The sequence below is a fragment of the Chloroflexaceae bacterium genome, assembly GCA_025057155.1.
Classification (GTDB): domain Bacteria; phylum Chloroflexota; class Chloroflexia; order Chloroflexales; family Chloroflexaceae; genus JACAEO01.
Map to the genome: position 1 here is coordinate 66,515 of JANWYD010000001.1, position 25,193 is coordinate 91,707.

Here is a 25,193-nt window from a genome sequence, read left to right on the forward strand (position 1 = left end):
CCGGGCAGGGAGGCGGGAAACCAGGTTTCCCTATACCTCTCCTCCCGGAGCCTGCGCGCAACCCTCGGGGTTGCGCCAGCGTTCAGAGCCGCCTGCCACTCAACTGGCCGCCGAAGCCGGGGCTGATCTGGTCGGCCAGTTCGGGGCGCACGGCGATGATCACATCAGTCGAACCCAGGCGCTCGCCAAGATCGCGAAACATCAGAAAGCGCCACCAGCGTTCGCCCACCCCGCGGTCGAAGGGCGCGCGCAGGGCCTGGCCGAGAAGCGACACCTGCTCCAGGGGCGCCTGGCGCCAGCCCGGGCCCAACCGGTAGACGTGATCCTCGGGAAACCACCAGCGCAGGGGGTAACGCTGGATCACGAAGCCCTCCAGATAGCGCCGGTTCTCCGGGTAGCGATCATAGTTCTCCTGGAGCAGTAGCACGGCCATAATCCGCGCGTCGGGCGGCTCCAGCAATTGCCCGCCGATGCGCTCGGCGGCGCTGAAATCGCGCAGGTACCAGCTCCAGATGGTCTCGTTGTCATAGATAATCGGCAGGGCCAGCCCCCGGCCCCGGCGGATGGAGGCCTCTTCCAGGCGGCGCACGATGCGCATCATATCCGGCGAGGTCTGCGTGTAGACCATAGCCTCAACCGGGACATCACCATTGACGTAGGCCAGGCGCACTGCTGAGCGGAAGGTGTAGAGGCCCACGGCGATCCCAAGACAGGCGGCGAGCAGGGTCACGGCGTGTCCCGGCCCCCAGCGCAGGGCGGCGCCGGTGGTCAGCAGCGCAATCAGCCCCAGCGCCGCTGCCGGCACCACCCAGGGCGCCAGCGCTGACTGTTCACCAAAGGCCACAATGGCCGTCAGCAGCACAAAGCTCAGCCCGACAATAATCGCGAAGAGGGTTGCGTAGATTGTCCAGGCGGCGCGAACAGAGGCGCGGGCCAGGGCCGCGTCCTCGGCGGCCAGTTCGGCCTCCTCTCTGGCGCGCCAGCGGTTCCAGATCAGGCGTTGCGCGCCCCAGGCCGCCAGCAAGGTCAGCGGCACGCTGATGTGGATGGTCAGCCAGGGCATCTTCTCGCCGGCCCAGGTGTAGATGCCCAGGGCGGCCAGCGTCCACCAGGCCAGCAGGTAGACGCCAGGGCCAGCCTGCTGACCGGGACATGCCGGCCCGTCCTCCGCAGCGTCCGGCCCTTGCCCCGAACGGCGCGCGGCACGCAGGGCGTCCAGAGCCGCCAGCACGAGGGCCGCGCCGCCGAAGATCAGCAGCAGCGGCTCGTAGACGCCAAGCAGAAAGAAGTAATAGTGCCCGGGCTGTCCGCCACGCTCGACGTTGTGTTGCGCGAGCCAGTAGAGCAGCGACCCGGTTACGCCGCTGATCACGCCGATAATGTTGGTGAAGAAGGCAGTGAAGAACACCGTGTAGATACCCAGCACGATCAGCAGGGCCACCAGCCAGCGCCGACCGGCGCCAAGGCTGGCAAAGACCTCCGCCGCCGGATCGCCGCGCTCGCGAGCGACCTGCCAGGGGGTGCGCCCGTCTGCTCCAGGGCGCCGCCAGATCAGGTAGCTCAGCGTCGCCAGGACGCCGAGGGTCAACCCGATCGCCAGCAGCACCGCCGGATGGCGGAAGAACTGCCACAGGTCGCGCAGGTACAGGCCCAGATTGGCAAAGAGACTGCGCCCGCCGTCATTATCAGGGCGATTACGCACGCGCAGGGCATAGCTATTATCCTCGGTCTCCAGGGGCGGCCAGCCAAACCACCCCGGCCGCTCGACGATCAACTCGCCTGTCTGTGGATCGCGCATGGCGTGGTGCGCGCCATCCACCTGGGCGTGGCCGGGCAGCACAAAGATCAGCGCGGCAACCCCTGCCCCCAGCAGGCCCGCCAGCATGATCCCCGGACGGTACACGCGCCACAGGAAAGCTGCCGTCAGGGGCGCGGCCATGATCAGGGAGAAGAGATAGGTCGTCTCATGGTTCACCAGCATCAACGCGAAGGCGCTCGCGCCCACGAAGAGCCAGGCGGGGCGGCGCGTGGCGCCGTAGCGCACAATCGCAGCGAAAACCAGGACTTCACATAACACTGAATAGATGTCGTGGCGGAAGAAGCGCCCGACATACAGGGCCACCGGCGAAATCAGGAAATAGACGGCAGCGATGAGCGCCGCAGCGCGCCCCAGCGTCTGGCGCAGGAGGTAGGGCGAGAGGGTGAGAGCGGTGCCGGCCAGGGCCGGCCCCAGACGGGCGACGAAGTCGTTATCGCCAAAGAGGAAAAAGAGCGCCGCTCCCAGATAGTAGAGCAGCGGGCCGTGGAGCAGGGGATCGTGGATGTATCCGCGGCCCATCAGCAGGTACCACGAATACGCTGCGTGGAGCGTCTCATCGTGGTGCAGGGCCCGGTCGCCGAGCGCCCAGAGGTGGGCAAGCAGGGCTGCCACTCCCAGCGTCAGGTAGGCCGCCTGCTCGACTGTAAGCAACCAGAGCCGGGAAGTAGTTGCGCCCGTGCCGGAGGCAGGCTCGGAAGCGGTCCGTGGCCGCGACAGTTCAAGCGTTGACATGCACTACCCGTAGGCCCAACAGCGCCGGTTCCACATTCCGTGGCATTGTACACGATGGGGATGCGCCGGGCAAGGCGAGGGTGGAAGTGCGGAGGTGCGGAGGTGTGGAGGTGTGGAGGTGTGGAGGTGTGGAGGTGTGGAGGTGTGGAGGTGTGGAGGTGTGGAGGTGTAGATGGATCGCTTATAAGTTCCATAAATGCATCTAAACAATTTAGCTCCAAATCTCTGCATCTCCACACCTCTACATCTCCACACCTCTACATCTCCACACCTCCACATATCTTACCGCGGTTCCAGGAACAGTACATCGGCCGTATGGCGCTCGACCGCTTCGCGGCTCCACAGGAGCGGGCAGTAACCGCCCGCGCGCCACGTGCCGGCCAGATCGGCATAGTGGCTGCTCATCGGATGACCGCTCTGCCCGGCGGGGATGATCACCCGTGCCGCGTCCCAGTCGCCAGGATCGAAGATCTGCCGGTAGGAGGGGGCGTTGTAGATCGGCCCGGCGGCCGTCTGGCGCGGCACATACTGCTGGTTCACAGTGTCCACATCGCCGCCGGTCGGCCAGGGGCCGCGATTGAAGATCGGCGCCAATGCCGGCACGCTTCCCAGCGGATGGCGCAGCGTTAGCGTATGGACCTTGCCGTAGCTCCATTTACTCGGATCGGGGCCGAGTTTTTCGCGCAGCTCGGCCACGGCCAGCCGCAGCGCCTCGCCGAGCACCGCGCCCCAACTGCGCTCGCCGCCGAGCCAGGCATCCGGCCGAGCCAGGTCGGTGGCGCCCTCGGCGCGCGCCAGCACCTCAGGCAGGGCGCGTTCCAGATAGGTGTTGGAGGGCAGCGCGCCGAAGGCCCCCAGCCCCCCCTGGGCGCCGATCAACTCGCCAAGCTCGGCATAGACTACCCGCAGCAGGTGGTGGCGCAGGGCATCGTAGACTGCGCCAGCGGGCGCGTCAGCCGTCAACTCGCCGTCCCAAGCTGCCAGGAGGTCGCGTGCGGCCCGTTCCAGGCGCTCCTCAGGTTCGAGGCGCGCCGCCAGACGGGCCAGTTGCAACCCCGGCAGGCTGCGCACGTCGGCCTGAATATGGGCGAAGCTGCGCACGTCGTGCCGCTCCACGCGCTGTAATAGCTCGGTAATCCGTTCGGCGCGGTAGGGATTGGCCCAGTCGCCGTGGATGGCATCGTGATAGGGGTGGTTGGCGCCGACGATGCGGTTGTTCGCCGAAACCACCAGGCCGCCTGGCGGGTCGAGCGCGGCAGGCAGGGACAGGTTGGGGATGAAGCCCTGCCATTCGTGCTCGCCGTCCCAGCCGGGCACGGGCGTTTGCCCGTCTCCCTTTGCCCGCACGGGTAAGCGGCCGCCCACCGCGTAGCCAATGTGCCCGTCCACGTCGGCGTAGACGAAGTTCTGCGGCGGCACGTCCCAGTCTTCAAGCGCGGCGCGGAACTCGTCCCAATCACGGGCGCGGTTGAGGCGCAGCACCGCCCGCGTCACCGCTGGCGACGGATCGAGCGCCGTCCAGCGCAGCGCCAGGGCCTGATGGGGTGCGGCCGGCTCGGTGCGGCGGAACGGTGAGCCTTCAGGGCCGGCGATCTCGTCAATAATCGGACCGTGGCGGGTCAGACGCACGTCAACCAGCACGACTTCTTTCTGGCCCTTGACCACGATCTCCTCGCGCAGGCTCTCCACCTCGCGCCACTCGCCCCGCCACTCGTAGAGGTCGGGGTTTTCGGGATGGAACCGTTCGATGTAGAGGTCCTGATTATCGGTCATCGTATTGGTCTGGCCCCAGGCGATGCGATCGTTATGCCCGATAATCACGCCGCAGGTGCCCGGAATGGTCGCGCCGGCCACCTTGAAGTCGCCGCCCTCCAGATGGGCCAGGTACCACAGACCAGGCAGCCCCAGGCTCAGATGGGGATCCTCGGCCAGCAGGGGACGGCCGGTAGTGGTCCGCGCGCCAGAGACGGCCCAGGCGTTGGAGCCCTGGGGCGTGCCGCTCTCGCCGGTAAAGGGGGCTGCCTCGGCGGCGAGCCGCAGGGCGCCCTCGCCGAGGCGCGGCGGCAACTCCGCTTCCGGGGGCACGGTGACCACCGCGGCGCCCGGATAGCGCGGCGCAATGGCCGCGGCCCGTTCATAGCCCACGGCGGCAATGATCTTGCTATTGAGCAACTCGCCCGTCCAGTTCCCTGAAAGCGTCAGGGCCATAACCTTGGGCCAGACCAGAATGTCCACCAGTTCCCAGGGGCGCGGCTGGAACCCGAGAAGGGTGAACTCCAGCGGCAGCCGCCCGCGACTGGCTTCCAGACAGGCGTTGACGCCACGGACGTAGGCTTCCAGGATCAGGCGCGTCTCCTTATCGAGCAACTCGACCTCGCGCCGGGCGATGCGCTCGAAGCCCAGGGTGCGCACGAACTGGTCAGAACTCAGGGCCACCGGGCCGAAGATCTCGGCCAGTTGACCCCGCCCGGTGCGGCGGTTCAACTCCATCTGCCACAGTCGGTCCTGGGCATGCACATACCCCAGCGCAGCGAAAAGATCGGCGTTGCTCGCGGCATAGAGATGCGGAATGCCCCAGCGATCGCGGCGCACCTCGACCTGAGCGGCAAGGCCCGGCAGCGGCTGCCGCCCGGTGACGCGCGGCAGCGAACGGCGCAAAGCTGTAACGACGCCGATACCCACGGCGCCAGCAGCGAGACCGACGGTGAGGCCGAGCATCCGGGCAAGGCGAGGTAACTCTGTCATAGAGTGGCACCTTTCTGCTGTGAGAGGACCTTCTGGTATTGTGTGCCGCACGCGCCGGGCTGTCAAACTCCTGCTGCGGGGTGGGGTTCACAACTGCCGAATGGTATTGCCGCAAAGGCGCAGAAGGGCGCACACGGCTTCAACCAGTTCGTCCTCTGAGTTCCGCTGCGTGCACTGCGGTACATCTGAACACGCACCGTGGGTAAAGGAGCGCACAGATGAACTGTGGGAAGGCGGAGCCTTCCCGTGGGTCTCTAATGATAATCCGGTCCGTGTGGGAACGTCTAAGAATATGCCCTGCCAAAAAAAACGCCAGGCCTAGAGGCTCAACAACCTGCCGATGCGCTCGCCGGTCCTGCGAATATGCTGTTCCATGGCATAGCGGGCGCGCACGGCGTCGCGGTCGGCGATTGCGGCCACAATCTCCAGATGCTCCTGGTAAGAGGAGAGCAAATACGTGCCTTCGATGCGCTGCATGTAGCGGTGGATCAGGTTCACGTGGGGTTGGAGCGATCGCAGGGCCGCGAGCAGAATGTTGTTGGTGGTGGCGCGCACGATCAGGGCATGCAACTGCATATCGGATCGCAGATAGGGGCGGGCGTCGCTGCGAGCCAGGGCGTCACCGGTCTCGTTTAGTAGCGCCCGCAGTTCGATCAGGTCCTCCAGGCGAATATACGGCGTGGCCAGTTCCGTACATAACCCTTCAAGCGCCCCGCGAACCAGGTAAACATTCTGGACGTAACTCGCGCTGAGGCCGACGATGCGCAGGCGGCCATCAGCCGCTTCGGTCGCCAACCCTTCCTGCACCAGGCGCATCACTGCTTCGCATACGGCCGTCTGGCTGGCGCCCAGATGTTCGGTGAGGCGCTCGATCAGGATCGGTTCGCCGGCCTGCAGGCGTCCTTCGGCGATGAGGTCGAGCATGCCCGCATAGGCGTGGAGCGCCAGTCCCGAGCCGCGCCGTATGTCGTCTGGGTCTAGCTGTTCCATCGCGCATCTCCCCGCTTGCCCTCTGTCTTTCTGCCACTGTACCCCTTCTTAGAGGGCGCGTCAAGGGTTGCGAAGCAACAACCTCTGGTCAATGAATAACCACTTCGGATGGGGGAGGCTGCTTTCTGGTCTGGTGTTGCCGGAGGCGCGCCAGGCAAGCGCGGGTTCAACGGATATGATAAGGAGACCCCGGCTTTACCGCCGAGCACGCAGGGAGGCGTAGAGGATGAGGCGTTTGGGGCCGTTTGCGCTCGCTGCGGTATGAACGTGTTCGGTTGCGGCCGCGACCGAATCGCTATCGGCTGCGCGCTGTAGCGTTTCTCGAAAAGATTGACCTGCAACGCTGGCGACGCGAGTGCAGGAGCCACATGGCTCAGGGTCCTCGGGGGTCAAGCATTGCGGTCAGTGCTCTAATCGAGCGACCGGATCACGAGGTTGCGAAACAGCGCCACCACCTGGGCGTCAGTTGCCACAGCCACCATGCCGTAGCGGGCCGTCGGCGGCGGGTCGGCCAGGCTGAGATCGGCGACCTCCGCGCCATTCATCCCCAGGCTGATCCGCTCATTCTCCAGGCGCGCCGCCAGCCGATTCCGCGCTCCTTCGCCCGCGATCACCGCCGGATGCTGCTCCTCAAGCAGCACCGTGGAACGCCCGCCGCCGGAACGGAGCAAGCGGTAGCCGCCCGCGCGCGGGTCAACCATGTAGGCCAGGTAGTTCCGCTCGTTGAAGCGCAACAGCAATCCCGCCCATCCGCCGTTGACCTCGACATCAACGCCAACCAGAAAGTTCACGCCCGCAGGTGACGTGTTAAACGCCCAGATGTTGCCGACCTCCTGGGCGGCGGTGATCTGATAGGCGCCCGGCGCAAACCCGACGCTCCAACCGGCGCCACGGATCGAGGGCCAGCGGGCCGCCTGGGTGAAATCCTCCTGGTACAGCACCGTCCCGCTTTCGGCGATCGCTGCTGCCGTGGGGGCGAGGGTCGGGACGCTGGTGGGGGCGAGGGTCGGGGCGCCAGTGGGGGCGAGGGTCGGGACGCCGGTGGGGGCGAGCGTTGGACCGGCGCCGGTTGCGCCCTGCAAGGTGGCTTCACCCTGGCGTCGCAGGGCCCACCCGGCCGCCCCTATCCCGGCCAGGAACAGGGCCGCGACGGCGCCGACAAGCAGCGCCCGGCGCCCGCTGTCCGGCTTCTGGCCGGACGGCCCCGATGGGGGCGCGACTGCGCGCCCCGCGGCTTCCGCTCGCGCCAGCAGCGCCCCGCTGTCACGGTAAAACGGGTTGATCCGCTGGATCTCGCGCAAAGTGGCGATGGCCTGCAGGTGGCGTCCTGCATCGATGTGAGCGCGCGCCTGCGCGTACAGCTCCGCCAGATGATCGCGGGGTTGGGCCGGTGCAGCCGGAGTTGGATGCGCACGCGGGCTCGCAGCTGCAAGCCCCAGCTTCCGGTTGTAGGCCGTTCGCGCGGCTGCATCGCTCAGCGTGGCATAGGCTTCGTTGATCCGCCGGGCGCGCCGGCTGGCTTCGGCCTGCTCCTCAGGGCTGGCCGTCGCAAAGCGATCCGGATGGTACCGCGCGATTTGCTGCCGGTACGCGCGTTTGATCTCCTCCGCCGTTGCGTTCCGTTGGACGCCGAGCACTGCGTAGTGGTCAAGTTCCTCGAACTCGTCCATGCCATCCTCAGGCCGGTTACAGTTACGCGGTCTCCCACAACCGGCGCATTATAACACGCCCGTGGGGAGCGCGCCCAGGCGGCGACGAGATGCGCGAATCCCTGTTTCCCTTGCCTCCGGATAGATTGGCGGCGCAGCACGACAATTATCAGTATAATCTCACTCGATACCGGATGGCAATTTCAGCGCAAAGACTCATAGTGGCAATGGCTCTCAGTTTGAGAATTGAATGTTGTTAAAATTATAAACAGGGGTTATGATGTGATCTGGAACCTTTTCCTGGCACTTTGTTCCGGAGCGTATTGTGACCATGTCACCATTGCCTGCCTCTGGCCATAGGAATGCCAATGGCTTCTGCCTGCCCGCCCAAAGCGTAGAATTACAAGCGTCAACCGGAAATCGAAATCCAGGCGATAGCCGTTCCGAAGCCTGCGTCGCATTGCGCGCCAGGGCGTTCGAGGTGATCCCGCAGTATGCCCAGGCTGCGATTATCATTACTGAAACGGCGCCCTTTGAGCCTCCTGGCCCGCAGGTGATCTACATCAACCCGACCTGTGAGCGAATGACCGGCGTGTCTGCCGAGCATGCGGTGGGGCAGACTCTGGAGCGCCTTCTCGGCTCCACGATCACCTCGGAGGTTCTCCTCCACCTGCGCCGGGTGTGCGCCGATGGCGTCCCGCTGCGTACAGAGTTCATTACGGAAAAACTTGATGGTTCTTTCCTGACCTTTGATCTGGAACTTGTTCCGGTGCACGAGCACGAATCCAGCGCGGCTTTTGTGATTGTGTATTTGCGCGATGTCACCCAGTATCGCCGTACCGAGCTTGAGCGCGACACCCTCATCAGGCGCTTGCGAGTGACCAACGAGTATCTCCGCAGCGAACTGAACGCGCGCCAGCGCATCGCGGCTGAACTGCAGCGCAGTCAGGCCCTTTTGCAGAGCTTTTTCGACCACGTGCCAATCGCCCTCGGTGTGCAGGATCTGCAGGGGCGTTATATCCTAGCCAATCAAAACCTGCTACAGATCTTTGATCTGTCTTCGCCATCGCAACTTCTGGGCCGTTCGCTGGAGGGGATTGCTCCTCCGATTGTCGCGCACTTGAATCGCGAGACCCTGGAGTACATTCTCCGCACCGCGATGCCGGTGGGCGGAGTCTACGACGATCTTACCGGCGAAGGAACCAGATGGTTCACCCGCAGTTTTCCTATTCGCACCGATAATGGGGACATCATCGCCGTGGGGCACGTTGCCATGGACCTTACGGAGCAACGCCGTCACGAGGAGGAGCGTCTGGCCTTTGAACGCGGCCTTCAGGAAGCCCAGCGGCGCGAAAGTATCGGCATCCTTGCCGCCGGGTTGGCCCATGACTTCAACAACCTGCTTACTACTATTAAAGGGTACACCGAATTGTTGTCAATTGATCTTCCTGACGATTCGCCACTCCAGGAGAATATTGAAGCGATATTGCATGGCGTTCGGCAGGCGGCTGATCTTACGGCTCAGATGCTCGCCTACGCCGGCAAAGGGCGCCTCGTCATGAAGGTCCTCAATCTCCATGATCTAGTCCGTGACGTGGTGGTGCTGCTTGAGCCTTCCTTGACTCGTCGCGCTACCCTCCAGTACCGCTTTGCCGATGCGCTCCCCTGTATTCAGGCCGATGCCTCCCAGATGCGTCAGGTCATTCTCAATTTGCTTGTCAACGCCGGTGATGCGCTCGGAGACACGTCAGGCCAGATAACCCTGGAAACCGCGATCGAGGACCTGGACTGCGCCCGCCTCGATGCGCTGATCCTTGGTCCTGACCTCTTGCCAGGGCGGTTTGTGCGTTTAACCGTGAGCGATACCGGTTGTGGGATGGACGAAGCCACCCGCGCCCGGATCTTCGAACCGTTCTTCACCACCAAAGCTCACGGTCGCGGTCTTGGCATGGCCGCTACCCACGGCATCATTCGCAGCCATCGAGGGGCAATTGACGTGGTGAGTGCGCCAGGACGCGGGACGACCATCCATATCTACCTCCCTGCCCTGAGCTAAAGCGCGGGGAATTGGCGTCCTTTGCCGTCGGCGACAGCGCCGTCGTTTTGCAGGACGCGCGCACCAGGAGGCGGGCCAGAAAAAGGTTGGGAGGGCAATGCCCTCCCAGACGCTGTACGTAAGCCAGAGCGTTGCGCTGTAGCCGTCACGCGCCTGTACCCTGTATCAGTTCCGGTAACAGGAGTGTGTGCGCATGTTCCCCGGACATCACCGGGACGCCATACACAGCAATCCAAAATCCAAAATCCAATTACGTCTTCGCCGCCTGCATTCCCGCCTCCAGGGCGCGGCGGTTCAACTCTCGGAAACGCGCCGGGACACTGTCCAGGGTGGCTGCCAGCAGCGCCTCCGGCGAGACCACGCCGGTCAGCGCGGTCAGCGCGCCGAGCATGACGATATTCGCCACCACGGTGTTGCCCAGGTCCTCAGCGATCTTGGTGGCGCGCACCGGGATCAGCGGCTGGGCCTCATCGCGCTGGAAAACCAGGTCGGGATCGATGATCACTGCTGCTCCCGGCTTGATCGCCCGCCCATAGCGGTTGTAGGCTTCCTGCGACATCGCCACCAGCACGTCGGCCAGGTGGATGCCGGGGTAGCCAATCGGGTGATCGGCGATAATCACCTCGGCCCGCGCCGCGCCACCGCGGGCCTCCGGGCCGTAGGACTGCACCTGGCAGGCCGTCAACCCGTCGTAGACCGCCGCCGCTTTGCCCAGAATGACCGCTGCGGTGACCACCCCCTGCCCGCCGAAGCCACAGATGCGAATCTCGCGTTTCATAGCCTCTCCCTTGCCACCAGCGCAGCCCAGCGATCCTCGAACGTCTCGCGCTCGGTATCCTGAAAGACGCCGATCTTCAATTTGCCCCGCAGCGCCTCGCGCTCCTCGGGCGAGCCGAATTGCTCCACCCATTCCCACTCGTCGAGCAGCACGGTATGCTCACGGTACCAGCGCCAGATCTGCTCGATTTCCTTCAGCCCGTTGCGCCGGCCATAGGCCGTCGGGCAGGGGGTGAGCATTTCGATCAGCGCGAAGCCGCGCTTGCGAATGCCTTCGGCAATGGATTTGACCGGCTGCGCTGGCGACACCACCGGCCAGCGGGCCACGTAGGGCGCTCCCAGGGCCTTCGCCAGTTCGCAGATGTCCAGTGGATGCTCGATGTTACCGTAGGGCGTCGTCGAACTGAAGCCGCCATCGGGCGTAGTGGGGGCCGACTGGCCGCCAGTCATGCCGTAGGTGAAGTTGTTGACCAGGATCACGGTCATGTCCATGTTGCGGCGAATCGTATGCAGCAGGTGATTGCCGCCAATGCCCGCCCCGTCGCCATCGCCGGTAAAGACGATCACTGTCAGGTCGGGGTTGGCGGCCCTGATGCCCGCGGCGAAGGCCAGCGCTCGCCCGTGGGTGGCGTGCAGACCGTCGGCATTGATGTAGCCGGGGAGCCGCGACGAGCAGCCGATCCCCGACACGAACACCGTCCGGTCGAGGTCAAGGCCCACCTCGTCAATCGCCCAGAGGGTGTAGTTCAGCACGTTGCCAATGCCGCACCCATCACAGAAGATCGTCGGGAACATCTCCCGCCGCAGGTAGTTCGTCCGCAACTCGGCGGCGGTTTTGATCCTCAGGCCGGTTGCCATTGCAATGCCTCCAGCGCTTCCAGCAGTTCAGCGGGGGTATGCAACTCGCCGCCAATCCGGGCGTATGGCGTCACCACGCACCGTCCGGCGACGGCCTCGCGGATGGGATGCACGATCTGCCCCAGGTTCATCTCCGGGACGAGCATCGCCCGCACCCGTTCGGCCCAGCGGGCGACGACGTGCTCGGGGAAGGGCCAGATGCTGATCAGCCGCAGCAACCCGGCCTTGATGCCCCGGCGCCGGGCCTCCTCCACCACGTCGCGGCAGGTGCGGGCGGTAATGCCGTAGGCCACGATGGCAATCTCGCAGTCGTCGGCGTAGAACTCTTCGTAGCGCGTGATCAGGTCGAGATGGCTGGTGATCTTGGCCGCCAGCCGACGCACCAGTTGATCGTGGACGGCGGCGCTTGAGGCCCGCGGCAGGCCATCCTCGTTGTGGGTTAGCCCGGTCACGAAGGTGCGGAAGCCCGACCCGAAGGGGGCGAAGGGCGGCACCAGATCCGGTCCGGGGGCGAAGGGGCGGTAGCTGGCCCGATCAGTGGCGCGCGGGCGCTCCACCAGTTCAAACTCGTCATCGTCGGGGATGACCAGGCGCTCGCGCATATGCCCCAGTTCGCCATCAATGAACACCAGCACGGGCGTCCGCAACTGCTCGGAGAGGTTAAAGGCCACGATGGTGATCTCCAGGGCCTCCTGCACCGAGGCCGGGCAGAGCATGATGATCTCGTGGTCGCCGTGGGTGCCCCAGCGGGCCTGCATCATGTCGCCGTAGGCCCCCATCGTCGGCTGCCCGGTGGACGGCCCGGACCGCTGCACATTGACCACCACGCATGGCGTCTCGGTCATAATGGCGTAGCCCAGGTTCTCCTGCATCAGCGAAAAGCCGGGGCCGGAGGTCGAGGTCATCACCTTGGCCCCCGTCCAGCTTGCGCCGATGAGCGCGCCCATACTGGCGATCTCGTCTTCCATCTGGATGTAGCAGCCGCCGATGCGCGGCAGGATCTCGGCCATGCGCTCGGCGACCTCGGTGGCGGGGGTGATCGGGTAGCCGGCGAAGAAGGTGCAGCCCGCCAGCACCGCCCCATAGGCGCAGGCGTCGTCTCCCTGCACGAATTGCACCCTGGGGCCGAGCGCCCGCCGGATCAGCTCTCTATGCGTGGACACGGCGTTCCTCCGTCACCGTGATGGCGAAGTCCGGGCACAGCAGTTCGCACAGCCGGCAACCGTTGCAGCGTTCGGGGCGAACCAGCTCCGGGGGATGCACGCCCCGGGGCGAGAAGCGCGCGGCTACTTGCAGCGCCCGGGGGGGACAGTAGATGACACACAGGGCGCATCCTTTGCACCAGCCTTCGTCAATCTGAATGGTGTGCATATGGCTTTACGGTGGGCGCCGCGGAGGTGCTGGCCCTCCACGCCTCCCCATTACAGAATCCCCAGGTCTCATCGCGCCGCCGCATACGGCAATCCCAAATCCAAAATCCGAAATCCAAAACCCCACTACACCGGCACGTCCAGATAGCGTTCCAGGGCCTCTTTCCCGCGATAATCGGGCAGAATGCGCGGAGCGGTGCGGGTGGTTTCGATGCCGGCCTCGCGCAGCATGCGCTCGTACTCGGCCACGTGGGCCAGGCTCAACCGCCCGGGACGATGGGTGCGCGCATAGTGCGCGGCGGCGATGCCCGCGCGCCGGCCAAACACGTTGAAGTCGAGCAGCGAGTTGCCCATGAGCCGGTTCTTGCCATGGATGCCGCCCATCACCTCCCCGGCCACGAACAGGCCCGGCACACGGGTCGCGCCGTGCTCGTCGGCGGCCACGCCCCCGTTCTGGTAGTGCAGCGTAGGGAAGACCAGGATCGGATCGCGGGTCATATCAATCCCAAAACGCATGTACATCCGATACATCGCCGGCAGCGCAGCGCGGATGGTCCCCGGCCCGTGGAGCAGGTCCACCATCGGGGCGTCGAGCCAGACCCCGCAGATGCCGTGGGGCGTGGGAATGCCCAGGCCTCGTTCGCCGCACTCGCGGATGAAGGCTGCCGCCTCCACGTCGCGCGGCTCCAGGGGAAAAACGAACTGCTCGCCCAGGCGGTTGAGCGGCTGGGCCCCCAGGCCGCGCACCTTCTCGGTGATCAGCAGTCCGGCCATCTGGGCGGGGAAGGCCGCCCCGGTGGGGTGGTACTGCACCGCGTCGAGGTCTACGAGCTCGGCGCCAACGCGGTAGGCCAGCACCAGCCCGTCACCGGTAGCCCCGTAGTGGTTAGTGGTGGGAAAACGCTGGATGTGCACCCGGCCCAGGCCGCCGGTGGTCAGCACCGTCGCCGCGGCCCGCACGATGTGGTAGCGCCGGGTCTCCAGGTTGAGCAGCACTGCCCCGGCCACGTGGCCCCAGTCGTCGCAGAGCAGTTCAATCGCTGGCGAAAACTCGATCACCCGGATGCCAAGGTTGCGCGCCTCATCGCGCAGCACGCGCATGATCTCCAGGCCCGTGTAGTCGCGGGCCGAGTGCATGCGGTTGCGCGAGGTGCCCCCGCCGGGGTTTTCGACAAAGCGCCCCTGGCTGTCTTTGTCGTACATTACCCCCAGGCGTTCGTGCCACTGGATGATCAGCGGCGCATCACTTACCAGCGCCCGCACCAGATCGGGGCGGTTGGTAAAGTGCCCCCCGCCCATCACATCCAGAAAGTGCTGCACGGGCGAGTCTTCGGGCCGGTCGGCGGCCTGGATGCCGCCCTGGGCCATGGTCGAGTTCGAGTCGCCGTGGCGCAGCTTGGTGGCAATCAGCACCCGCGCCGGGTCCAGCCCGCTCTGCACCGCCCAGATCGCCGCCACCGTCCCCGCGCCGCCGCCGCCGATCACCAGCAGGTCCACATCGGCGTCAATCGTGCTCACGTCCAGATCCGGGCGAACCAGTGGCCGCGCCTCGAACAGATCGGCGAGTTCGTGGTTGAGCAGCATGCCCTTGCTCGGCCCAAAGCGCAGGGGACGCTTGGCGTGGGCCTGATAGTCGGGGTGGTGCGCGAGGAGCAACGCCTTGCGCTCATCCAGGCTCATAGCCGGGAAGGTCCGGCCCAGACGCGCAGGGCGGGTGCGCTCAACCAGGGCGATGCTCTCGCGCATGGATGCCGGGTAGCCATTGATAAGCTCCATACCGTTGCTCCTCGCTCGATGGAAGAGAGGCGGGGAAACCGGGTTTCCCTGCGCCCCTGCTGGAAGAGGCCGGGGGCCAGGCCCTGCACTGGTTTGGAGGAGGGAGGCGAAACCGGGGTTTCCCCATGCCTCGCCCTTCTCCTCCCCAACTCGCAACTGCGCTGTCTATACGCCCTCCAGTTCATCCTGATAATCCACAGGGTCCATCGGCGAGTTGTAGCGCCGGGTGGCGCTGTACTCGCCGTTCTGGTCGGCTGCCGGCTCAAAGGTGCGCTGCTCGTAACGCGCGCGCAGGTCAGCGAGGGGCAGTTCCATCAGTTCGCGCAACTCCGCGTCGTAACGCCCGGCCTCGATCTCGCCGACCCGCAGCGCCAGGTCCGCCGACGGCGGTACCAGGTACTTGCCGTAGAGCCGCCGCGCCAGCAGGCCCACCGCGTAGTGCTTGATGTCGGCGGGGCAGCGACTCGAACAGATCCCGCAGGCGATGCAGTCGAACGACAGCATCGCCACCCGCTCGATGTCTCCTCGCAGCGCCGCCTGGATGTAGTCCATCACCGGCAGGCCCTGCGGACAGGAGCGGGTGCAGGTGTTGCAGGCCACGCAGCCGGCGATTTCAGGGAAGAAGCGTAGCAGCGTAGTTGACTGTGGCGTAATGCTGTGCAGATCGTAGGGTTTGGTGGGCGCGGGCACGAAAGGTATTTGCACCAGGCACATGCCGTCTTCGACCAGCGTCTGGCAGGCCAGCGCGGTAAAGATGCGATGGCTGCCCTCGCGACGGTAAAGGGTGGGACAGGCTCCGCAAAAGCCGCCGCGGCAGCCGACGCCGCGCACCAGCTTATAGCCGGCATACTCCATTGCCGCCAGGATGGTCAGACCACTCGGCACGCGGTATTCTTTGCCCATCAGTTCCATTGTGACCAGCGTGGCAGGTTCGCTCATGCCGATCCTCCTCTCGCGTGCGCGAGGTGTGTTGCCAATGCGCTTCGCGCCTGTTTCTTCCCCGGCAGCGGAAGTTGTTTCCGCTGAGGACGTAGCCCTGTCATGCCCATTCCTGTCGCATAGATTGCATGCGGATTATCGCCAGGTTTCATTGGGAATCCATCTGCGGAAATCCAAAATCTACAATCCAAAACGGCGTCAAACCTTCCCGATCGGTGTTTGCGCCCATCAGGCGAGGGCCTGGGAGGTCACGACCCCGGCCAGCGCCTCCACATGTCGATCATCCAGGCCCAGTTCCGCCGGGTCGAGGCCGAATGCCAGGCCAATCGCCTGGGTGTAATACAGCACCGGCAGCGGCGCGCCGGTATCGGGTTGAAACTTCGCAAAGTTGAAGTGACACAGCGGGCACGAGAGCACAATCACCCCGGCGCCGGCATCGCGGGCCTGCTCCACCGTCGCGTGTACTCGCTCGGTGACCAGCGCCGGTCGGTCCACTGCCAGGTACGCCCCGCAACACTGCGTTTGCAGCGACCCCTCGACCACGGTCGCGCCCAGGGCCTCCATCAGGTCGCGCAGCAGGGTTGGCGTCTCGGGGTCGTCGAGGCCGATCCCCGCCGGGCGCAGCAATTTGCATCCGTAGTAGGGGTACACCGCCAGGTCGCGCAGGGGACGCCGCACCCGCTTGCGGATCGCTGCCAGCCCCACCCGGTCGCGCAGGAGGTGCAGCAGGTGCAGCACCTCGCCAGCGCCGTCATAGTCCAGACCGCCGCCGCTGGTCGCATTGAGGGCGGCCACCTGCTCCGGTTGCGTCCGCGCCAGGTGATTGGCCCGCGCCAGCGTGTTGAAGCACATATCGCACAGCGTTACCGCCTCGCGCTCACCCTGCTGCCGCAGGCGCGCCAGCGTTCGCAGCGGCGCCATGTGCCGGATCAGGTTCTCTCCCGTAAGGGTATGAACCACGCCGCAGCAGTTCCACTCGGGCATCTCGCGCAGAGAGACGCCCAGTTCCCTGAGTATCGCCAGCGCCGCCCGCTCGTGCTCGCGCGCCGAGACCTTGATGGTGCAGCCAGGGTAATAGGCCAGTTGCATGGCAGGGCTTCTTTCCTCAGGCACGTTTCAGATCTGGACGGTCCATGTTGAGCGTTGCTCCACGGCCCACTGACTGGTCTGTGGAGGTGTGGAGATGTAGTGGTGTGGAGCTGTGAATCAAATGGCCTTACACCTCCACACCTCCACACTTCCACACCTCCACACCCTCACCCCGTCTGCCGGCGCAGGCTGGCGACCAGGGCGATTGGCGGCAGATCCTGGAGCGCTGCGGCGGGGATCTGCGCCACCGGCAATTGATCGCCGCGAGTACGCAGGGCGATCAGCCGCAGCGCCTCCATCACCCGCGGTACGTCAATCCCCCGCGGGCAACGCTGCGCGCACAACTCACAGCCCACGCAGACCCACAGCGTCTCGCGCTCCAGCACTCCCGGCACATCGAACAACAGGTGGCGGATCAGCCGGTCCGGCAGCACATCCATGGCTTCGGCGAAGGGACACCCCGCCGCGCATGTGCCGCACTGGTAGCACTGCGTCAGCCGTTGCCCGCTGAGCGCCTCTACTCGCTGCAGCAAGGTCCCGGACTGGCCGTTCGCGCTGATGGTTATAGTCATGGCGCATCTCCTGATACGGCAGGCGCGGCGGGGTAAGAAGTCGCCGCTACGTTGCCTCGCGCCTGCCTGGTAGTCTGCAAAGGGCATGTTTCAGTATCCATCAGCCGCTGCCATCCAGACGCCCTCGGCGGTAGAGGCGCGGCTCCAGACGCACTCCGCCGCCCTCCGCTTCCTCTGTGGTAAAATCACCGTTCGCACACCATTCAAGGCGGTCCAGTTCCAGTTTCCGGCAGATCAGGCTCAACGGAATATCCTCCGGGCAGATCCGCTCGCACTCATCGCAGCCGGTGCAGCGTTCGGCCAGGTGGTAGGCGCGCATCAGATGGAAGGCGAACACGCTGGCCGGCTCGCGGGCCAGCCGGCGAGGATCGTCGCGTTGCAGCGCCAGCGCGCATTCCTTGCAGAAGCACAGCGGGCAGACCGTCTGGCATGCGTAGCAGAGGGTGCAGCGGCTGAAGTGCTGCTGCCAGAAGGCCAGCCGTTCCGCTGGCGCCAGCGCCTCCAGCGCCCGCACCGCCGCGAAGCGGTCGCCGGGAGGCGGCATCGGGGCATCCTCGGCCAGCATTTCGTCGAACAGCTCGGTGGGGGCGGCCTGGCAACCGGCGCATCTTGCCAGCAGCAGCGCAGCGCGCTCCTGGCGCAGCGTTTCGCCGCTGACGCCGATCACCACCTCCGCCCCTTCCTCGGCCAGGCTGGTGACCCGGCCCGTGGCCGCCGCAGCGACCTTCTCAGGGTCGAGCATGCCCCGGCACGGAACGCCGATCAGGTAGAGCCGCTCGCGGTCCAACTGATGCAGGCGCAGCAACTCCGCCACGCTGCGCGCGTCGCAGGCCTTTAGCGCCACGCCTGCCCGCTGGCCGGCGTGCTTACGCAGCGCGCCGGCCAGTGTCGGTGCGCATACCGGGTTCCAGACCAGCTTCTCCGCCTCGGCTGGCGCGCGGGCCACGAACGGCGCTACCCGCAGCGGCCCCGAACCTTGCCGGTAGCCGACAAAGCCATCAATCCGCCCCTCTGCCAGCAGCGCGCTGGCCCGCGTCCGGATCTGCTGTTCGATCAAGCCTGCCATGCGGGCGCCTTCATCTTCAGGGGACCGAGGGCGCGGATCTCCTCGGTCATTTCGGTGACCACGGCGGCGAAGCGCGCCCCCTCCGAAGCCGAAACCCAGGCCAGTTTGAAGCGACGACGGTCAATGCCGAAAAAGTCGAGCAGGCGTGCAAAGCGCTCGAAGCGTTGCTCGGCGAAGACGTTGCCGGTGGCGTAGTGGCAATCGCCGGGGTGGCAGCCGGCCACCAGCACCCCATCGGCGCCCTGCTCAAAGGCCCGCGCGACGAAGAGCGGGTCCACCCGCCCGCTGCACATCACCCGCACAACACGGATGTTGGGCGGGTACTGGAGGCGGCTCACGCCAGCGGTATCGGCCCCGCCATAGGCGCACCAGCTACACAGCAGACCCAGCAGGCGTGGCTCGAATGGCTCACTCATAGGCAGGCTCCTCCCAGGCTGCTTCGATCATCGCCAGCAACTGCTCGTCGCTAAAGCCCCGTTGTTGCAACGCCCCCGACGGGCAGGCCGCCACGCACGTGCCGCAGCCCTTGCACTGCACCTCCTCGACGCGCGCGATCCTGCGCTCAGGGTCGAGTTGGAGCGCGCCGTAGGGACAGTGGGGCACACAGAGGCCGCAGCCCGCGCAGGCTTCCGCCGCCACCTCGGCGACATTTGGTTCGACGCTCACCTGGCCGCGCAGCAGCGGGATCGCTGCCCGCGAGGCCGCCCCGGCAGCCTGGGCGATCGTGTCCGGCACGCTGCGCGGGTAGTGGTCGGCCCCGCAGAGGTAGATTCCATCGGTATTGAAGTCCAGCGGCCGGATCTTGGCGTGCGCCTCGCGGTAGAAGCCCTGGGCGTCGGTGGCCACTTTGAGCAGTTGCTTCAACCGTGACGTGTCGGCGTCGCCTCGCAGCGCCGCCGTCAGCACCACCAGGTCGGCCTCGAACGCCAGTTCCTCGTCTAGCAAGCTGTCATGGACCAGCACCACTACTCGCCCGTCGCGCAGCGTCACCTGCGGGGGCCGGTCGGGCGCATAGCGCACCCGCTGCGGAGCGACCTCATCGAGCATCCGGGTGAAGGCTTCTTCCTGGCCGCTGCCGTACACCCGCATGTCCTGGTAAAGCATGACAATTCTGGCCCCCGGAGCGGCGCGATGGAGCATGCGCGCGTTCTTGACCGCGATGCCGCAGCCGATCCGGCAACAAGCGGGATTCTCAGCGTCCATCGAACCGGCGCAGTTGATCATCACCACTGTGCGCGGCGCGCCGAGGGTTCCCTCGCGCAGGCTGGCCTCCAGTTCCAGTTGCGTGATCACCCGCGGATCGGTCCCGTAGCCGAAGCGCCCGCGCAGATCGGCCTCGCGGAAGCCGGTGGCGACAATGATCGCGCCCACCCGCAACTCGGTGAGCATCCCGCCCGGACCTTCGTCGAGGGTCACGCGGAAGTCGCCGATGTGGCCGCTCACCTCACGCACCTCTGTGCCGAGGAACAGCCTGATCTGCGGGCGTCGTTGCACCTCGCGCATCAACTGATCGCGCACAACACTGGCCGGCACATCGCCAGGGTCCAGGGTGGCCAGCGTATTGAGCTTGCCCCCCAGGGTTGTCCCCCGCTCAACCAGAAAGGTGTCGATACCCAGATCGGCCAGAGTTATCGCGGCGGTTATCCCGGCCACGCCGCCGCCGATCACCAGGCAACTGGGAATGACCTTGACCTTCCGCAGCGGCAGTTCCCGCGACTTCCCGGCTCGCGCCACCGCCATGCGCACCAGGTCCACCGCCTTCGCTGTCGCGGGACCTGGATTGAAGGAATGCACCCACGAACACTGGTTGCGAATGTTGGCCATCTCGAACAGGCCAGGGTTGAGGCCCGCCTCGGCGCATGTCTGCTGGAACAACGGCCCGTGGGTGATCGGCGAGCAGGCAGCCACTACCAGCCGGTTCAGCCCGTGGCCCGCGATGGCGGCGCGGATGCGGCGCTGCACGTCTTCGGAGCAGGCGAAGGTGCAGGCCTCGGCGAAGGCCACGCCGGGCATTTGTCGCGCCGCCTCGGTGATCGCAGGCACTTCAACGAACCCGCTGATGTTTTTGCCGCAGCCGCATACCAGCACGCCCACTCGCGGCGTCTCCACGCCTGCCGCGGAGCTTTCCTCTTCAACACCGGCGGCGCCGGCTTGCGCCTGTGGCGTTCCGGCGCCGTCCGCGTGCAGGCCGGCGCCATCGGGGACGCTGCACGCTCCGCGCTCGGCCGCCGGAAGCGTAACAGGCGGGGCCCCCGCAGGCTGGTCCTGGCGCCAACCGTTGGCCCTCATTCTTGCTAACGGCGCGACCGCGGCCAGAGCGGCGGCGCCGCTGGCCTGGGCCACACAATCGGGGATGTCGTTCGGTCCCTGCGCGCCGCCGGCCAGGAAGATGCCCTCGCGGGTCGAGCGCAGCGGATCGAGCAGCGGGTCGCGGGGCACGAAGAAGCCGTATGCGTCAACCGCGATCCCCAGCGCACGGGCCAGGCGCCGGTTCTCCGGCGCGGGCACAATCGCCGTTGAAAGCACCAGCAGATCGAAACGCTCGCGCCGAACTGCGCCGCCCAGGGTGTCGGCGTAGGTCACCACCAGGTTCCGGTCGCGGTCCTCCTCGACCGCGGCAGGCCGGCCCCGCACATAGCGCACCCCCTGGCCGGCGGCCCGATGGTAAAACTGCTGAAAGTCCTTGCCATAGGCCCGCAGATCCATGTAGAAGATGGTCGCCTCGGTATCGGGCGCGTGCTCGAGGGTGATCAACGCCTCCTTGGTGGCGTACATGCAGCAGATCTTCGAGCAGTACGGATACCCGCCCTGAACGCTGCGCGAGCCGACGCACTGGATCCACGCCACCCGCCGGGGATGGCGCCCGTCCGAGGGCCGTGCCACCACGCCCCCCGTCGGCCCCGAGGCCGAGAGCAGCCGCTCATACTGGATGGCGGTCAGCACATTGGGGTAACGACCGTAGCCGTATTCCTTGCGGATCTGCGTTGGCTCCAGCGTCTCAAAGCCGGTCGCCACAATAATGCTGCTCACCGTCGCCGTTACAGGCCGCGACCGGCGCAGAAAGGCGATCGCCCCGGCGGCGCAGGCCCGGTCGCAGGCCCCACAGCCCACACAGTTGCCATAATCAATGGTGTAGACGGCGGGAACCGCCTGGGGGAACTGCAGATAGATCGCCTTGCGGCGCGAAAGCCGCCCGTTGAACATGTCGTCCACTTCGACCGGGCAGGCCTGGGCGCAATCTCCGCAGCCGGTGCACTTCTCCGGGTCCACATAGGTCGCCTGGCGCCAGATCAGCGCCTCGAAGTTGCCTGCCGAGCCGCTCACCCGCTCAACCTGGGCCGAGGTCAGCAGGGTGATATTCGGGTGCCGCGCCAGTTCGACCATCTTCGGGGCGGCGATGCAGATCGCGCAGTCATTGGTGGGGAAGGTCTTGTCGAGTTTCACCATCGTGCCGCCGATGCTGGCCTGCCGCTCGACCACGAGCACTTTGAAGCCCTGATCGGCGAGATCCAGCGCGGCGTGCATGCCACTGATCCCGGCGCCAATTACCAGCACATCGTAGGCGTGAGTTTCCATAGTCTGCCGTCCCGCCATCCATGCTCTGCGGCGCTGCCGCCGGGTTCATCAACAGCCGGTCGTATCCGGTAGGGGCGGTTGGCAAACCGCCCCTGCGGGCGGGCGTGAACAGCGGAACGCCCGCCTCACCATCGAACAATACAAAAAGCAGCGGCACAGGCTCATGCCATGCGCCCCTGCAGTGTTGCAAACTGTGCAACTACGATCCAATTTTCGGTCTTGATAGCCGCTAATGTACCATGTTCCGGCTCGGTCGCGCGTAAAGAGAACGCCACTCTGGTATAAAAAATGTTGCCCTTCCCCAACCAGCTTGATAACCTGATTAGTCTGTGAACGAAGTTTCCTTGCCTTTCCGCCCCCCTCCCAACCTCCCCCCGTTGGGGGGAGGCGCCGGACTCGTCCACCTTGGCGCGCTGGCGATTGATTTCGTCGCCACTCCCAACCTCCCCCGGTTGGGGGAGGCGCCGGACTCCCTCCCCCAGCGGGGGAGGGTTGGGGAGTTCTCAGGTGTAGGATTTTCCGGCGCATCCTCGCGTCACATTCGCCATCAGGGGCATTGGAACGCCCAACTCCCCCCTCTCCGCCGTAGGTGGAGAGGGGGGCAGGGGGTGAGGATCGGAAGCGCGTTGGAATGCCGAAAACCCCTTCTCGCTCGAAAAACCCTGCACCTGAGAGGGATTGGGGAGGGGGCGAAGTTGCCAAAAACTTCGTTCGCAGACCACTGATTATGACGCGGCGTTTTTTGCGGGGAGGGCTTTGCTCTCCCACGCCCCCTCCCGTTCGCGCCTGTCGCTTTCACGGTGCCGGACCACTGACGTGCGATTGACCAGTCTCCCCGCGGTGCATACAATACCCCTGTCAGGGCCTGGCAGCGCAACCCGGAGAGTTGCGCGCAGGGTCCGGGAAGGCTGCGCCCTCCCGGAAAGAAATCGGATAACCATTAAGGGGTCGGTGTCACCGCCATAGTTCGTAAACAGAGGGGCCAGTGAACATTCGAGACGCAATCATTGCCGTGGTCGCGGGACGCGATCTGAGCCAGGCCGAGGCCGCCTCGGTGATGGAACAGATTATGAGCGGCGAAGCGACGCCGGCCCAGATAGGCGCCTTTCTCACGGCCTTGCACCTGAAGGGCGAGACCGATGCCGAGATCGCCGGCATGGCCGAGGTGATGCGCCTGAAGGCCACGCCGGTCTACTTCGACCAACCCGTGGCCGACACCTGCGGCACCGGCGGCGACGGCGCACATACTTTCAACATCAGCACCACCGCCGCTTTCGTGGCTGCCGGAGCCGGTCTCATCGTCGCCAAGCACGGGAATCGAGCCATGTCCAGCCTCTGCGGCAGCGCTGATGTGCTGGAAGGTCTGGGGGTGAAGATCGAACTGGACGCTGACGGCGTGGCCCGTTGCCTGCGTGAGGCGGGCATCGCCTTCATGTTCGCGCCGAAGTTCCACCCGGCAATGCGCTTTGCCGGGCCGGTGCGCCGCGAGATCGGCATTCGCACCGCTTTCAACATCCTCGGGCCGCTTACGAACCCGGCCCGCGCCCGTTACCAGGTCCTCGGCGTTGCCTCGGAACCGCTGGCTGAGAAGCTCGCCCGCGCCCTCAGCCGCCTGGAGATTACCCATGCCCTGGTGGTGCATGGCGCCGGAGGGATGGATGAGTTGAGCCTGAGCGGTCCGAATCTGATCTACGAAGTCCGAGGCGGCCAGCAACCCCGGCATTTTACTGTCAGCGCGGAAGAACTGGGTCTCGAACCTGCCGGCCCCGAAGCGCTGCGTGGCGGCGACGTGGCGACAAACGTCGCCATTGTGCGCGCCGTGCTCAGCGGAGCCGACAGCGGCCCCCGCCGCGACGCGGTGCTGCTCAACGCCGCGGCGGCGCTGGTTGCCGGCGAGCGCGCCGCCGACCTCCGCGAGGGCCTGGCCCTGGCGCAGGCCAGCATCGCCGAGGGCCGCGCTCTGGAGCGCCTGGAGCGCCTGATCGCCGTCTCGAACGCCGTTTGAACCACCCTGCCCCACAGGAGGGCGCAGCTCTTCCGGGAAGGATCCTTACTTTATCCCCGTGCAGGGGATGGAGTAACCTGGTAGACTCATCCCCCTGACCAGGCAGCGGAGGTAGTTGTTCAGGTTTACCGCAGAGCACGCAGAGGCGCCCGGAGGATTGGCTTTTTACGACCCTCTGCGCCCTCTGCGGTGAACATATATGCAGTAAATGTGAACTCTCTTGAAGCGGAGTAGCACAGTGCCCGAAGAAACCATCCTTACCCGGATCCTCGCCCACAAAACCGAAGAGGTCGCCCGGCAGAAGCTCAAAGCGCCGCTCCGCGAACTTGAGCGCCGCGCCGCTCGCGCCCCCGAACCGCGCGACTTCGCCGCCGCCCTGCGGCGCCCTCCGGCCACCGCGCTGATCGCCGAGGTGAAAAAAGCCTCACCCAGCCGCGGCGTGCTGCGTGATCCCTTCGATCACCTGGCCCTGGCTCGCGCCTATATCGCCGCTGGCGCAGCCGCCATCTCGGTGCTCACCGATGTGCGCTTCTTTCAGGGCAGCCTGAAGTACCTGGAGGCCATTCGCCAGTTGCCCGACGCGCCCCCCCTGCTCCGCAAAGACTTCATCATTGACCCCTATCAGATCGTCGAGGCCCGCGCCTACGGGGCCGACGCTGTGCTGCTGATCGTCGCCGCCGTTCTCGATGCTGAGCGCCTTGAAAATATGCTGCTCCTGGCGCAGCACATGGGTATGGAGGCCCTGGTCGAGGTCCACACTGAAGCCGAGATGCAGCTTGCCCTGGGGATCGGGGCCGCAGTTGTCGGGGTCAACAATCGCGACCTGCACCGCTTCGAGACCAGTCTGGAAACCACTGCGCGGCTGGCCAGACTGTTACTCACGGATGGCCGCCGCCCGGTGCTGGTGAGCGAGAGCGGCATCTTCACCCCCGAGCACGTGGCCCTGGTGCGCAGCTACGGCGCCGACGCCGTGCTCGTCGGCGAGGCCCTGGTGACCGCGCCAGATGTGGAGGGGCTGGCCCGCGCCCTGGTTCGGGCCTGACGCTGCTCCCTCCGCAACTCTGGTATGCCTCAGAGCGTACAATAAGTCGGATTAGGCGACTATCGCGAGATGCCCCACAACCAACGGTAGGAGCATCGGGAAACGCGGTTTCCCCGCCTTTCTCCCACTCGA

The 25,193-nt window shown here is 65.8% G+C and carries 18 protein-coding genes; 3 read left to right on the forward strand and 15 right to left on the reverse strand.

The features are described 5' to 3' along the window. Positions 1-82: 82 nt before the first annotated feature. The 4 genes from NZU74_00255 to NZU74_00270 form a co-directional block, all read right to left on the reverse strand. Positions 83-2,551 (reverse strand): TIGR03663 family protein, encoded by a 2,469-nt coding sequence (locus NZU74_00255; GenBank protein MCS6879743.1) that lies wholly within the window; start codon positions 2,549-2,551, stop codon positions 83-85. 282 nt (positions 2,552-2,833) lie between these two features. After that, entirely contained in the window at positions 2,834-5,296 is a 2,463-nt protein-coding gene (locus NZU74_00260) for a penicillin acylase family protein (protein ID MCS6879744.1), read from the reverse strand. A gap of 318 nt (positions 5,297-5,614) precedes the next feature. Continuing rightward, positions 5,615-6,286 carry a GntR family transcriptional regulator gene (locus NZU74_00265; protein ID MCS6879745.1) on the reverse strand — a complete coding sequence of 224 codons (672 nt, stop codon included), beginning with the start codon at positions 6,284-6,286 and terminating at the stop codon, positions 5,615-5,617. Positions 6,287-6,696: 410 nt separating this feature from the next. After that, positions 6,697-7,956, reverse strand: a complete 1,260-nt coding sequence (locus NZU74_00270) for a DnaJ domain-containing protein (GenBank protein MCS6879746.1) — start codon at positions 7,954-7,956, stop codon at positions 6,697-6,699. Between the two features lie 310 nt (positions 7,957-8,266). On the opposite strand from NZU74_00270, the gene NZU74_00275 reads away from it, so the two are divergent. Next, positions 8,267-9,991: a PAS domain-containing protein gene (locus NZU74_00275; protein MCS6879747.1), complete on the forward strand. Its 1,725-nt coding sequence runs from the start codon at positions 8,267-8,269 to the stop codon at positions 9,989-9,991. A 250-nt stretch (positions 9,992-10,241) separates the two neighbouring features. Here the strand turns inward: NZU74_00275 and NZU74_00280 are convergent, their stop codons facing one another. The 11 genes from NZU74_00280 to NZU74_00330 form a co-directional block, all read right to left on the reverse strand. Beyond that, positions 10,242-10,769, reverse strand: coding sequence for a 2-oxoacid:acceptor oxidoreductase family protein (locus NZU74_00280; GenBank protein MCS6879748.1), 528 nt, complete (start codon positions 10,767-10,769; stop codon positions 10,242-10,244). After that, on the reverse strand, positions 10,766-11,626 hold the full coding sequence (locus NZU74_00285) for a thiamine pyrophosphate-dependent enzyme (protein ID MCS6879749.1): 861 nt from the start codon (positions 11,624-11,626) through the stop codon (positions 10,766-10,768). Before NZU74_00285 ends, NZU74_00280 begins: the two co-directional genes overlap by 4 nt. Further along, positions 11,611-12,789, reverse strand: coding sequence for a 2-oxoacid:acceptor oxidoreductase subunit alpha (locus tag NZU74_00290; GenBank protein MCS6879750.1), 1,179 nt, complete (start codon positions 12,787-12,789; stop codon positions 11,611-11,613). Before NZU74_00290 ends, NZU74_00285 begins: the two co-directional genes overlap by 16 nt. Then, positions 12,776-12,997 carry a 4Fe-4S binding protein gene (locus NZU74_00295; protein ID MCS6879751.1) on the reverse strand — a complete coding sequence of 74 codons (222 nt, stop codon included), beginning with the start codon at positions 12,995-12,997 and terminating at the stop codon, positions 12,776-12,778. Before NZU74_00295 ends, NZU74_00290 begins: the two co-directional genes overlap by 14 nt. Positions 12,998-13,122: 125 nt before the next feature. Next, positions 13,123-14,772, reverse strand: coding sequence for an FAD-binding protein (locus NZU74_00300; GenBank protein ID MCS6879752.1), 1,650 nt, complete (start codon positions 14,770-14,772; stop codon positions 13,123-13,125). Positions 14,773-14,937: 165 nt separating this feature from the next. Then, positions 14,938-15,711, reverse strand: a complete 774-nt coding sequence (locus NZU74_00305) for a 4Fe-4S dicluster domain-containing protein (GenBank protein ID MCS6879753.1) — start codon at positions 15,709-15,711, stop codon at positions 14,938-14,940. Between the two features lie 228 nt (positions 15,712-15,939). Further along, positions 15,940-16,800 carry a CoB--CoM heterodisulfide reductase iron-sulfur subunit B family protein gene (locus NZU74_00310; GenBank protein MCS6879754.1) on the reverse strand — a complete coding sequence of 287 codons (861 nt, stop codon included), beginning with the start codon at positions 16,798-16,800 and terminating at the stop codon, positions 15,940-15,942. Positions 16,801-16,967: 167 nt separating this feature from the next. Next, positions 16,968-17,372: a 4Fe-4S dicluster domain-containing protein gene (locus tag NZU74_00315; GenBank protein ID MCS6879755.1), complete on the reverse strand. Its 405-nt coding sequence runs from the start codon at positions 17,370-17,372 to the stop codon at positions 16,968-16,970. 100 nt (positions 17,373-17,472) lie between these two features. Next, positions 17,473-18,438, reverse strand: coding sequence for a 4Fe-4S dicluster domain-containing protein (locus tag NZU74_00320; protein ID MCS6879756.1), 966 nt, complete (start codon positions 18,436-18,438; stop codon positions 17,473-17,475). Next, a complete protein-coding gene (locus NZU74_00325; protein ID MCS6879757.1) occupies positions 18,426-18,854 on the reverse strand; it encodes a hydrogenase iron-sulfur subunit in 429 nt (142 codons plus the stop codon). Before NZU74_00325 ends, NZU74_00320 begins: the two co-directional genes overlap by 13 nt. After that, positions 18,847-22,014 (reverse strand): CoB--CoM heterodisulfide reductase iron-sulfur subunit A family protein, encoded by a 3,168-nt coding sequence (locus tag NZU74_00330; protein ID MCS6879758.1) that lies wholly within the window; start codon positions 22,012-22,014, stop codon positions 18,847-18,849. The genes NZU74_00325 and NZU74_00330 overlap by 8 nt, the downstream gene beginning before the upstream one ends. 985 nt (positions 22,015-22,999) lie before the next feature. Between NZU74_00330 and trpD the strand changes: the two genes are divergently transcribed. Both trpD and trpC read left to right on the forward strand, forming a co-directional pair. After that, entirely contained in the window at positions 23,000-24,019 is a 1,020-nt protein-coding gene (gene trpD, locus NZU74_00335; protein ID MCS6879759.1) for an anthranilate phosphoribosyltransferase, read from the forward strand. A gap of 238 nt (positions 24,020-24,257) precedes the next feature. After that, complete coding sequence (gene trpC, locus NZU74_00340) at positions 24,258-25,061, forward strand: indole-3-glycerol phosphate synthase TrpC (protein ID MCS6879760.1); 804 nt, start codon at positions 24,258-24,260, stop codon at positions 25,059-25,061. The last annotated feature ends 132 nt before the right edge of the window (positions 25,062-25,193 follow it).